Genomic DNA, 12,663 nt, shown 5'->3' on the forward strand with positions numbered 1-12,663 from the left:
AATAGGCTTGTTTCTTTCTGGTGTTTCTTCTAATATTAATAATTATACAATGAATATAGTGTACCATTTTTTTAGATTCAAAGGAGAATACCATGGATGTTACTACAGTTGCCTTAACAGTTATAATGATGGGAATTATTTTATTTATTGGCGCATTGGTAGCCTTAAAAAACACGATTACATATGAAGCAAAACAACTGTTCATGAGCGTTATTATTAACGTTGCTGTTCCATTTATTATTTTAAATGGGGTCTTTAACACCGAATTAACGGATGACGTATTGCATCAAGTGGTGCTCATGTTTATTTTCAGCGTCAGTTTCAATATTTCTGCTATTGGTATTTGTTTCTTATTTGCGAAAATTATCGGCTTTTCGCTCACAAAATCAAAACAGATTGCTTTACTTGCCGCTATCGGCAACTCCGGCTTTATTGGTATTCCATTATGCGCTGCCATTTTTGGACCAATAGGCGGCTTACTTGCTGCTATTTTTGATGCAGGGCTGGATGTTGTTGTCTTTTCCCTTGGAATCTATTTATTACAAAGTGAAGACCGATTTGAATGGAGGCACCTAAAAGCATTGGTGAATATGCCGTTGATTGCCATCAGTTTTGGTCTTATTTTTGCTTTCAGCGGTTGGGAAGCTCCTGTTTTAATGAAAGATTTGGCCGGCATGCTCTCAGCGCTGGCTGGTCCCATGGCGATGCTTTACGTCGGATTCAGTCTGCCAGATCTTTTCCGCAGCAAACAGACGTTATTTTTCCGCGAATTATGGATGCCTTTAGTCTGGAAACTGCTCATTCTGCCAGTACTGGTCATGGCTATACTGTCTTTCTTGCCAATAGAAACATTGCTCAAAAATATATTAGTCATCCTTGCTTCCATGCCAACCTTTATGCTTTCTGCTGTTCTCTTTTCTCGTTATACAGATAAAGAGCAGGAAGCCGTTGTTACATCGGTATTTTCCACATTGCTTGCTTTGGGAACAATACCACTGATAGCTTGGCTGGCCACCTTTTGGATAGGGTGATAACACACAAAAGCAGACGAACATGTATTCATGCGCGTCTGCTCTTTTACTAAGATATCTCTATCCTTCTGCCTGCATTGCTGCTTCTTTCGTTCTTTCCACCGTCCCAAACGGATGATGCGGCGGTGCATAAACCGTATACAATTTTAAAGCTTCATCCCCTGTATTCGTAATATTATGCCATGTACCAGCAGGAACCATGATTGCACTATCCTCTTCCACATGCTGCTGAATCGTCAGATTATCCTGCCGATTCCCCATTTGTACCGTCCCTTCCCCTTCTTCAACACGTAAAAATTGATCCGTATCCGGATGCATCTCTAAGCCGATATCGCTTCCCACCGGAATACTCATTAACGTAACCTGCAAATGTTCTCCTGTCCACAAGGCAGTTCGATAATTGGTATTGTTTTCTGCAGCATTTTCAATATCAATAATGAACGGATTTCCTCCATGATCGGTAACACGGGAAGACATTGGATATGCTTGATGCACTTCTAGAAACCCTGCTAAAGAGTTGGCAATTTGGTAATCTGCCATCGCCAGCTGATAAAGCAGCTGTTTGGAATAAGGTTCATTGACTTGCTCACTCTTACGATAGTTTTCCTCATAGCCTTGAAGGGCTTGCTCATACATCCATTCGATACTGGCATTTTTCTCTTGTGCAGGCTCTGATTGTCTTATATCCAGCTGCTGGCCGGTAAGATATTGATAAGTCCGCTCCAGACCTGCAGCTATTTGATTTTTGGATTGCACAGCGTATACAAGTCCTTGTGCAGATGCGTCATGCCTTAATGGCTCCACTGTTTGAAAATATAGCGGGAGCAACGATACCTCTCGCTGCAATGTTTCCGCTACGATAGCAGCTGTTTGTTCATCGTGCGGATTTCCTTGATGTGCATTTGGATTCATTCGGTCCATCTGCTGCTGATAAAAAGGATGATAATACATATTTGGTCTGTTACCTACCTTTCCTTAATCTCCTATCAGCATATGTCCATGATTTAAAAATGGAACCACAAAAAGGAGAAGACATCTGAACTGTCTTCTCCTTTCATATTTCATTACCTTATATTCAAATATCACCTATCATTTCTGCTTCCATTTCTTCCTGCTTGCCCGTTAAAAAGCTTTCTTCTCTGCTGCAATCATTAAAAACATCGGTCTGCGCCATTCATGCTTCATTTCCGGTATCTGTTGAAGCATTTCTTCGGATGGCACGGATTCCTCTACTCGTAAAATATCAAACCCTGCCCGGATTAAATCATTCATAAATACCGACACAGGACGATGATACTTTACCACTGTTTCATCTAAAAAGGAAGCTTCCCTTTTTCCCTCGATCTGATAATCATCCACCGGCCAATAAACAGGTTCTCCTGATTGGTCATAAATCCAATCTTGTTCTTTTCTTGCTGTAAAAATCGGATGCTCTGCAGAGAAAACAAAACTCCCCCCAGGCTTCAAAACTCGATGAATCTTTTGAAATACATCGGATAATGATTCGATATAATGAAATGCAAGCGAACTGATTACAACATCAAATGATGCTTCCGGAAAATCCATATCCTCGATTGCTTGCTGTACATACAAAATACCAGAATCATCGGTTAATTCTTCCGCACGGGCAAGCATTCGTTCCGATATATCGGTCCCTGTCACAGATGCTGCTCCCTGTTCCCTCGCATATCGGCAATGCCATCCAAATCCGCAGCCTACATCTAAGACATGCTTTCCTTGAAAACTCGGGAGCATCTCTTTTAATATATGCCATTCTCCAGCACCTTCCAACCCTTTCTTAGAACGGTCCATGTCAGCATATGCTTGAAAAAAATGGCGCTCATCATATTTATTCTGTTTCAACATATCACTTCCTTCATTTCTCCAATTAACAGCTAATGAAAAAAGCATATTTATAAAAACATGCTTTATCTTTGAAAACTATGTATCTGACAGTAACCTTATTTAAAACAAGGTAAACGGTCAGACGATATCTTGTGGTGATAGTATAGTTCTAAATAAATAACAGAAGATGACGGAGAGGTTCAAAACTGCAATGATAAATCATAAAATCTTTTCGTATCTGCAATGTTCATGATTTGTGCCTTTATAATCGTAACCGAAGCCTCTATATATTTGATTCAGCTTAGTATTGCTTTCTACACAATCCAATCGGATACGGCGCATCCCTTGTGTTTTTGTATAAGCTTCCATCCACTCGACAATCGGTTTTCCCAATCCTCGTCCGATGTGATCATAATCCACAGACAGACGATGCATATAAAAAGCATCCTCGCTGGATTGGCCCCAAATGTTTTTATCCCAAGGGGTCTGCATTTCATTTAAGGTGAATGTGGCAATTATCTCGTCGCCTTCTTTCACAACAAAAGTAGACCCGTCTTCAACGGACTGTCTTACTTCCGGATCTTCCTCATCCTGATCTAGAAATTCCCATTGCTTCAGCCGGCTTTTCTTCAACCATGTTGTCACACCTTTTAACAAGCGGAGTATGGCTTTCATATCTTCCTTTTGTGCAATATAGACATCTAACTCCTGATTAATTGATCCTACTTTTAACGACATAAACCAGCCCTCCTTATATTCTTTGTATATTCGACATGAAAATTAAAAATTCCTTCTTTTAAGTTAAAAAAATAAATTCCGGCTCATTTTACAGAAAAAGACGGACTACCCTTTTAATTTATTACGCACTTCTATTTGTTTGGAAATACAAAATTGGATAATCTTTGATCGTGTTCCTTCTCTCATTTCTATAAACTCGATAGCATTTTTAAACATACCATTGGGTTGTTTCATAACATTTACAATTTTACCACGAAATGCAACCATTTGCGATTCCTTTCTTGTTTTCAAATATAATGTTCCTGTAACCTTATCGCCAAATTCCACTAATTGAGAACGTGTAAGGAAGGCAACCCCACCGCCGCTTATATCATGCGTTGTAACGGTGATTGTTTCGTTTTCATTTTCCTCGGAATGCTCATCCGACGCTTCAGCAGGAGGCAACGTCAGCTGCATGTCTTCCATCGCTTTCACCCGGAAAAACTGTCTTCGCTGCACAACTTGTATTGCTTCCTTGTCAGGCTTCGTTATAGAAGTCTTTCCATTTTGTTGACGATGGATGATAGCGTCAAATTTATGTAACCCTTTTTCATCTTCATAAAAATATACCGTCACAGGCATGCCATTTTCAATAAGCATGGATACATTTTGTTTATTTACAGGTCGTTGAATGATTAATTCAGACTCGTTTCGAATCAGTTGTGTGAAATATTTTTTCCCCTCAGCATTGATAATTTCAAATAATTGACCATCCCAAAACCCCGTGTATTCTTTTTCCTTCATAAAGATACCTCTTTCCCAGTTATTAAAGATAGATATAGTACACAATCATTCATAAGAGAATGTCCGTTTAACCTTCCCACGTCCTGTTTCTTTTTTATCTCTTCAGAATGTAGGCATTTAGACCGGACTCTTATTTCCTAATTATACCGTGATTTTAAAATTTTTGTAGGGTCATTTTACTTTTTATCCAACTTTCTTTAAATATAGTAATACAGGGAAAGAAATAGATTCACGTTGTTTTCTTATTGACCTTCAGACGGGACGGTATAACGATATATACCGTTCATGGTTATTTCCAGCTTGGTTGGTGCACGCACTTTTCGAAAAAAGCTTCTCCCCATCGGAAGAAGCTTTTTCTATGAAACAAGGAACATTTCCTGCCTTAATCATCCACCACAACATAGGTTACTTTTACCGGCCCATGCACACCAACAATCAGATTCATTTCAATATCTGCACTATTACTCGGTCCGGTTACAAAACAAACACTGGAAGGAGGAACAACGCCCTTTTCATTCTCTTGATGAATCTTCTCTGCCGCCTGTGTCATCCTTGGAACGATGGTTTCTTTCGGAATAATGGCAATATAACATGTCGGCATTAAGCTGATGGAGCGCCCATTATCTTTATTAGTCATCAATGCAACTGTTCCTGATTCCGCAAGCGTGATATCACTAAAGGAAATACCGACGTCTGTTCTTTCGGCAATCACTTGGTTTTCTTTGCCAAGACTTGCATCCCATATGTGTACATCTGCCTCTTTCGCAAAAGTTTCATAAGCTTTATCCAGTCCATACTCCGGATTACGCTTATCATTCGACGCGATAATAGACGTTGCCTCATAGCCATCTACTATTTTCTTCAATGCATCCTGCAAATTCCTTTTGTCTGTTCGGACAAAATCGGTATGAATTACTTTACAATGCTCTTTAAGCACTTCAATAAGTGCTTCCGTAGAATAATCTTTAAAAACCTCATATTGCGGTTGAACACTGTATTCTGGTCGGCTCACGCCTTCTCTTTTTTGCGGTCGGCCCAAATTTGCTGCAAGGTTGCTCAGGAAGGAGTCTCGATTTTGAATAGCCATTATGCTTCTCCTCCTTTTTGACGTTGGTTCCACCAGCTGCGGAAAGATTGCTTTCCTGGTGCCGGGAAGTCGCGGGAATCTGTCCATCCTTTTAACGGCCCTGGACCATGTTCTACATATTCCGCTTTTGTCCATGGCTTTAATGCCGTTCTTGCGACTTTCGTACTTAATTTATACGCTGCTGGATTGGATGCCCATTGCGCAAAGCCTTTCATCATGATTTTTTCGGAAACAGGAGATTTTTTCTCTTCTTCTACAATAATTTCACGATGCCGGATTAATTGTTCATGTAATGGGATTTTCACCGGACATGCTTCCGTACAAGCCGCACATAAAGAGGAGGCATATGGCAATTCTTTATGATCCTCATAGCCATCCAAAAGCGGCGTTAATACAGCGCCAATCGGCCCCGGATAAATAGAGTTATATGCATGTCCGCCGACATGACGATACACAGGACATACATTAATACAAGCTGCACAGCGTATACAATGAAGCGCCGATTGAAATTCCGTTCCTAAAATTTTAGAACGGCCATTATCAACAATAACCAGATGATAATCGTCCGGCCCATCAATTTCCTCTTCCAGCCGTGCACCTGTGATGGTTGTAATATAACTGGTCAGCTTTTGGCCGACAGCCGCTCTCGTCAGTAAACTGACTAACACTTCCATATCCTCCCAGGTTGGCACCAGCCTTTCCATTCCCATCACGCTGATTTGCGTATCCGGTAAAGAAGTCACCATTTCCGCGTTCCCTTCATTCGTCACGAGTGTCACGGAACCGGATTCAGCAATAGCAAAATTACAGCCGGTAATGCCTACATCCGCGGATAAGAAATCCTGCCGCAGCTGTTCTCTGGCAAATGAAGCTAATTCTTCCGGTGTATCTGATTGCTCATAGCCTTTCTTACCCCGGAAAGTATCTTGAATTTGCTGCCTGTTTTTATGCAGGGCAGGGGTTACGATATGGGATGGCGGATCCTCATCCAATTGCAGAATCCATTCTCCTAAATCCGATTCCACCACCTCTGCACCTGTTTGTTCTAATGTTTGATTTAAACCAATTTCCTCCGTAACCATCGATTTTGTTTTAACTACCTTTTTCGCTTCTTTCTTTTTCACTACACTCTCAATGTATTCATTCGCTTCTTCTGCCGTCTCTGCAAAAAAGACATTCCCGCCGCGTTTTTCTACTTCTTCGCTGAGCTGATATAAATAGTAATCAATGTTTTCCAATGTATGAGAGCGGATTTCCGAACCGAGCTGGCGCCAATCTTCCCAATTGCCCAGCTCTTCCGCCTGGGTTAAACGTCCATCCCGGAACCTTCCCTGTGCAGAGGAAACGGCTTGTCGCATAAAATCGTTGTCAATCCCTTGATCAATTCGTTCCTTATAAGGAGTTTCACTAATTTTTATGCTCATACTGTTACGCCTCCCTGTTCGTTGGCATGTGTATTTAAAATTTCCGTGATATGCATGACTTTCACGTCTTTCCCTTCTCTGCGCATACGACCGCCGATATTCATTAAGCACCCCATATCACCGCCGACAAGGTACTCTGCTCCTGTTTCCGATACATGCTGCGACTTTTCTTTCACCATTTCCTCTGATATATCTGCGTTTTTCACTGCAAATGTACCGCCAAACCCACAACAGTCTTCTTTAATCGGCAGTTCTACAAAGTCAATTCCTTTCACGTTTTGAAGCAGCTTAGCTGGTGCGTCCTTCACGCCTAAGATACGAGTCATATGACAGGAAGGATGATAAGTCACTTTTCCCTCAAATGTAGAACCGACATCCGTTACACCTAAGACATCCACAATAAACTGCGTCACCTCGTACGATTTATTAGCTAACGCTATCGCTGGCTGCTCCCATTCCGGATCTCCTTTGAATACATTTGGATATTCTCGAAGCATGCCAACGCAAGAACCGGATGGTCCAACCACATACTCCGAATCTTTAAAGGCCTTTATCATCTGTTTCATCGCTTTTTTCGCTTCACTTAAATAACCGCTGTTATACGCAGGTTGTCCACAGCAAGTTTGTGCTGCTGGAAAATCTACTTCGCAGCCTAGACGCTCTAATAATTCCACGGTATTTTTACCAACATCTGCAAAAACAATATCACTGACACATGTTATGAACAAAGATACTTTCATTTCCTCCACCTCTTCTATTAAATCATGACATGAACGAGGGTTTACTTCTTATCAAGTTCTTGAAATAGCAGTTGTTCTACATTTTCTAAATGCTCATACATTTTTTCTCTGGCTTCATTGGTTTGTCTATTTTTGATTGCTTGATAGATACGTTCATGCTCATCATATAAAATATGTGACCGGTCTTTTGTGTACAATAAAACCCGTCGTGTTTCACGAATCGTTTCGGACATTAATTCGGAAACACTCCCCATTAAATGAATCAGTAAATTCATTTGCGTTGCCTGCGCTACAGCCATATGAAAATCAGCATCCGCCTGCTCGGCAAGCTGTTCATTTCCTTTTGCATCTATCATCATCTGTAGCGCCTGTTCCATTTTTTCCAGGTCCTTGCCTGTATGGCTCTCTGCAGCATATGCGGCAGTGCCAACTTCTAAAATTTTACGGACCTGATACAATTCTTTCACATCATTCTGCTTCATCAAAAAGGCCGTGCTGACAGGTAAAGTAAAACGCTCCGCATCAAATGCTTTTACATACGTCCCCTCACCTTGATGCATTTCGATTAACCCCATCGAGCGGAGTCCGCTGAGCGCCTCCCTAATTGCAGAACGCCCCACTCCAAAACTTTTGGCCAGCTGTTCTACAGAATCCAGCTTATCGCCTGACTTCAATTTTCCATCTTTAATCATATTGATCAATGAATCTGCGACTTGTTCATATATTTTTTCAGTTTTTATACGCTTATACTCCATTTTGTCAACTCCTCTGGTTCGTGAATCTATTTTAATCCATTCCCAGAGGTTTTTAAAGTCTTCCTGTACCATCACAAAAAACGGGCTGTAAAACTTCCTCATCAATGAAGGTTTGTTTTATCAGACAAAAAATGCAATGGCAATAAACCCAACAACGCCTATCGCCAGTCCATAGAAAATGGCCGGAATCAGCGTTTTTCGGATAATATCTCCTTCTTTACCGCTTAAACCTACGACAGCGCTTGCTGCAACGACATTATGCACGCAAATCATATTTCCAGCGCCAGCCCCCATTGCTTGAGCAGCCATCACGGTATTAACATCTAAACCTAATTGATTTGCCACACTGTATTGAATTGGTGAAAAAGTTAACGTAGATACAGTCGCACTTCCCGTAATAAAAGAACCCAATTCACCTAAAAATGGAGCTACAAACATCCATATGAATCCTAAATGTTCTGCCATACTCTCAGCAATATACTGCGGCATACTGACCAATTCTTCTGTATTGATTCCTGAATTTGTAAAAACATGTACCATCGCTAAAGTAGCTACTAAAGAAATCGCAGTTGTCTGCATCGTTGCTAGCGAATCCTTCGATGCACTGAAAAAAGTACCAATCGATTTGCGATGGATAAATACCGATATAATTGCTGCAATGACTAAAATGGTTCCCGGTGAATGCAAAAACTCCCAATCGGAATCCACACCCTCCACACCAAAAATCGTTGTCCAGGTAAAATCAATGGCAGTCTGTGTAAATTCTTGCAGCCAAGGGATAATTCTCGTCATTAATAACAAGGCAACCACAATAACATAAGGCATCCAAGCTGATCCAATACGCATCGTATGCTCATCTGTCTTCACCTTAAAGCCGAGGCGCATCGCTTCTTTCCATGCTGTTTTTGGAAGCAGCCAGCCTTTTTTGGCTGTAACGGTTGCCACTACCAGCCCTGTTAACGAAGCTAGAATAGATATAAATTCCTGTCCAAATACCACTGCATAAAACAGTGCAGATAAGGTATAGGTTACTCCAATCAGAAGCGTCCACGGAAGCATTGGCAGCGCATATTTAAACCCTCTGTTTTCTCCAAAAAATAAGGTCATGATAACAATGAGAATAAAAGGTATAAATGTCCCTGCAAAAACATCTAATGATGTTATCCGTACACCGACTGCATTAAAAAAAGCAGCATCAGCACCCGGTATGTTACTTAGCCCTACTGCTAACGGTGTACCAACAGCTCCAAAAGCTACCTGTGCACTGTCAGCAATCAAAGCCAATGTTGCTGCAACAACCGGCCGGAAACCCAAAGCCACCATTAATGGCGCTGTTACCATTGCCGGTGTCCCAAAACCAGCTGCTCCTTCAATGACTCCGCCAAACAAAAAGGCAACGATAATTACCTGTACACGCATATCTTCTGAAATACTCTGAAAACCTTGATTAATTCGATCAACTGCCCCGGTTTTACGGAGTGTATTAAGTAATACGAGTGCCCCAAACAAAATCCATAAAATCGTTAATGTTTTATGCGCCCCTTGAAAAACGGACGATAAAATAACATTGCTTTCCATCCCCCAAAAAATCATCGCTACGGCAATGACAATTACTGCACTTAATGACATTCCTTTCATCGCCGACATGCGTAAAAGAACTAAAAACATAAACGGTGCAATAATTGCAACTAATGCCAAAAACAAGTACAAACAAATTCCCCCTTATGCAATGAAGCGCTTTCAGATAGTATGTATAGATAAGGTCATCAGATGACCTTATCTATACATACTATCTGATATTTTTTCTCATTTCAAGGTTAAATTAGAATTATTTTTATCTTATCTCGATTACAACAGAAATTGATATTGCACCTAGATTTGATGAAAAAGCTGCAACCTGGCACGCTTCCACACTTTAATATGTATCACCATGTTTTCGTCCGAAAAATTTCTTCTTTAACAATTGAATACGATGAAATCCATTACACCTTTCAAGCAATTTTCACAGCAAATTTTAAAATATCGCGCTAGTTTTATGAATATTATCTGTGGGACGGACGTATTTTTATAAAGAGGAGCCATTTACTCCTAATTTTCATTCCTACCCAGGAACAAATTATTAACTATTGCATTTTTTTAACCATCAGAAATCGTTTACATTGATACTATCATTTTACTCTCCCTCCTCATTTGCTGTTTATTACTTGTTGTGAAAGAGGTTGTGTCATGGCGAATATACAGGAAGTTGCAAAACAGGCAGGAGTTTCTATTGCCACCGTTTCACGCGTTTTAAATAACACATGCAATGTTTCCGAAAAAACACGTTACAAAGTAGAAAAAGCTATCCAAGAATTAAATTATGCTCCCAGTATGCTGGGAAGAAACTTACGAAACTCGGAAAGTCGATTACTTCTCGTTCTTATTCACACCTTTTCTAATCCTTACTATACCGAAATCATTAACGGTATTGAAGATTATGCCATTGAGAACAACTATCATATTCTGCTTTGCGAAACAGATGGTAATTTACAGCGCGAAGACATATTCCTCAATATGATTCGTAATAAGTTGGCAGACGGGATGATTTCCATGAATCCTACCATGCATGTCAATAAACTGAAGGAACTATCAATGTCCCATCCCATCGTGCTTTGCAGTGACTATTACGAAGATGCAAACATCCCTTATATTGCAATTGATAATACTACTGCTGCTTATCGGGCAGTAAAATATCTAATTACCATGGGAAATAAAAAAATTGGCTTGATTAATTTTAATGAAGACCTGCTCTATGCAAAACAGCGGCGAATTGGCTTTGAAAAGGCATTAAATGAATTTCAATTACCCATCTGTAATGCATGGATTCACCATAGTGAAGGATTGACTTTTCAGGACGGTGTAGAAACAATGCGGCGCATGCTGCGTTCGAAGGATCGTCCTACTGCTATATTTGCCATTTCAGATACATTAGCGATTGGAGCCATCAAAGAATTGCACGCCCATGGAATAAAAGTTCCGGAAGAAATGGCCATTATTGGATTTGACAATATTGCTTTTTCCAGCATGACAACACCTACATTGACAACCGTTTCGCAGCCAACGTATCAAATGGGCTACCGTTCAGCAAAAATGGTCATTGACCGTATTCAAGGGACGACCGTTGAAAATATCATCATGGATTATGAGCTAATTATTCGAGAATCGACACTGGGATAGGAGGGTTCGAAATGATTGTAGGGATTATTGGTTGCGGATCGATTACACGTTTCCGGCATGCTCCAGAATATACAGCAAATCCATCTATTGAAGAGATTGTTTTCTATGACAGAAATACCGAACGTGCAAAAGAAATGGTTCGATTATTCGGTGGAAGAACTGCTTCGTCCCTGGAGGCATTACTTCAAGACGCAACCATTGATGCCATCAGTGACTGCTCTTCGAATGAAGCACATTATTTTCATACCATAAAAGCTCTAGAAGCCGGCAAGCACGTTCTTTGTGAGAAACCGATTGCTACTACCGTTAAACAGGCAGAAGAAATGGTACTTACAGCGAAAAAGGCAAAAAAGCTGTTCATGGTTGACCACAATCAACGTTTGACAAAAGCGCATCAAAAAGCACGTGACATCCTTCAAGTAAAAGAGCTTGGTGATATTTTATCCTTTCAAACCACTTTTGGACATAGTGGTCCGGAAGATTGGGGAGCGACGAAATCAAATGCAACCTGGTTTTTTAAAAAAGACCGTTCTCATTTCGGAGCAGCAGGCGATTTAGGTATTCATAAACTGGATTTGCTCTTTTATCTGCTGGATGACGAGATAACCGACATTCATTCCTATACAGCCACCTTAGATAAAACAGATGAAAACAATCGTCCCATTGAAGTAAATGACAATGTTGTCTGTATTTTAAAAACAGAGAAAGGTAGTATTGGCACTGCCACTTTCTCTTGGACTTATTACGGCGAAGAAAATAACTCTACTACCATTTACTGCCAGAAAGGAATCATAAAGATATACCACAATAAGGAGTACCCGCTCATTATTGAAAAGAAGAATGGCGAAAAAGTCTATTATGCTTTAGAAGCGATTCAAACCAACACAAATCAAACAAACTCAGGAATCATCGATGCCTTTATCCATTGTATTCAAACAAATGAAAAACCTATTGTCAGCGGAGAAGATGCATTAAAGTCCTTACGACTGCTGGAGGCAATTATCCAGAAAAAGAAGATGTAATGGATTTCATAGAGCAGAATAT

12 protein-coding genes are annotated in these 12,663 nt (G+C 40.4%); 3 read left to right on the forward strand and 9 right to left on the reverse strand.

Features of this window, described 5'->3' with window-relative positions; genetic code table 11:
- The first annotated feature begins 92 nt into the window (after positions 1 to 92).
- The gene (locus tag B7E05_RS18960; protein ID WP_080875673.1) at positions 93 to 1,031 is read left to right on the forward strand and encodes an AEC family transporter; all 939 of its coding nucleotides are present in this window, start codon (positions 93 to 95) and stop codon (positions 1,029 to 1,031) included.
- Between the two features lie 60 nt (positions 1,032 to 1,091).
- Here the strand turns inward: B7E05_RS18960 and B7E05_RS18965 are convergent, their stop codons facing one another.
- From B7E05_RS18965 to B7E05_RS19005, 9 genes are all read right to left on the reverse strand, one after another.
- Positions 1,092 to 1,943, reverse strand: a complete 852-nt coding sequence (locus tag B7E05_RS18965) for a cupin domain-containing protein (protein WP_245833172.1) — start codon at positions 1,941 to 1,943, stop codon at positions 1,092 to 1,094.
- A gap of 210 nt (positions 1,944 to 2,153) precedes the next feature.
- A complete protein-coding gene (locus tag B7E05_RS18970; protein ID WP_080875674.1) occupies positions 2,154 to 2,894 on the reverse strand; it encodes a class I SAM-dependent methyltransferase in 741 nt (246 codons plus the stop codon).
- 201 nt (positions 2,895 to 3,095) lie between these two features.
- Positions 3,096 to 3,614 (reverse strand): GNAT family N-acetyltransferase, encoded by a 519-nt coding sequence (locus B7E05_RS18975; protein WP_080875675.1) that lies wholly within the window; start codon positions 3,612 to 3,614, stop codon positions 3,096 to 3,098.
- Positions 3,615 to 3,719: 105 nt separating this feature from the next.
- Complete coding sequence (locus tag B7E05_RS18980) at positions 3,720 to 4,397, reverse strand: flagellar brake protein (protein WP_143833260.1); 678 nt, start codon at positions 4,395 to 4,397, stop codon at positions 3,720 to 3,722.
- Between the two features lie 382 nt (positions 4,398 to 4,779).
- The gene (locus B7E05_RS18985) at positions 4,780 to 5,484 is read right to left on the reverse strand and encodes a LutC/YkgG family protein (protein WP_080875676.1); all 705 of its coding nucleotides are present in this window, start codon (positions 5,482 to 5,484) and stop codon (positions 4,780 to 4,782) included.
- Complete coding sequence (locus B7E05_RS18990; RefSeq protein ID WP_080875677.1) at positions 5,484 to 6,908, reverse strand: LutB/LldF family L-lactate oxidation iron-sulfur protein; 1,425 nt, start codon at positions 6,906 to 6,908, stop codon at positions 5,484 to 5,486. Before B7E05_RS18990 ends, B7E05_RS18985 begins: the two co-directional genes overlap by 1 nt.
- Entirely contained in the window at positions 6,905 to 7,648 is a 744-nt protein-coding gene (locus B7E05_RS18995) for a (Fe-S)-binding protein (RefSeq protein WP_080875678.1), read from the reverse strand. Before B7E05_RS18995 ends, B7E05_RS18990 begins: the two co-directional genes overlap by 4 nt.
- A gap of 41 nt (positions 7,649 to 7,689) precedes the next feature.
- Positions 7,690 to 8,403, reverse strand: a complete 714-nt coding sequence (locus B7E05_RS19000; RefSeq protein ID WP_080875679.1) for a FadR/GntR family transcriptional regulator — start codon at positions 8,401 to 8,403, stop codon at positions 7,690 to 7,692.
- A 120-nt stretch (positions 8,404 to 8,523) separates the two neighbouring features.
- On the reverse strand, positions 8,524 to 10,113 hold the full coding sequence (locus B7E05_RS19005; protein WP_080875680.1) for an L-lactate permease: 1,590 nt from the start codon (positions 10,111 to 10,113) through the stop codon (positions 8,524 to 8,526).
- A gap of 516 nt (positions 10,114 to 10,629) precedes the next feature.
- Here B7E05_RS19005 and B7E05_RS19010 point away from each other — a divergent pair.
- Both B7E05_RS19010 and B7E05_RS19015 read left to right on the forward strand, forming a co-directional pair.
- Positions 10,630 to 11,619, forward strand: coding sequence for a LacI family DNA-binding transcriptional regulator (locus B7E05_RS19010; protein ID WP_080875681.1), 990 nt, complete (start codon positions 10,630 to 10,632; stop codon positions 11,617 to 11,619).
- 11 nt (positions 11,620 to 11,630) lie between these two features.
- Positions 11,631 to 12,641, forward strand: a complete 1,011-nt coding sequence (locus B7E05_RS19015) for a Gfo/Idh/MocA family protein (RefSeq protein ID WP_080875682.1) — start codon at positions 11,631 to 11,633, stop codon at positions 12,639 to 12,641.
- Positions 12,642 to 12,663: the final 22 nt, after the last annotated feature.

Origin of the sequence: Oceanobacillus timonensis (assembly GCF_900166635.1) — a bacterium.
Classification (GTDB): Bacteria; Bacillota; Bacilli; order Bacillales; family Amphibacillaceae; genus Oceanobacillus; species Oceanobacillus timonensis.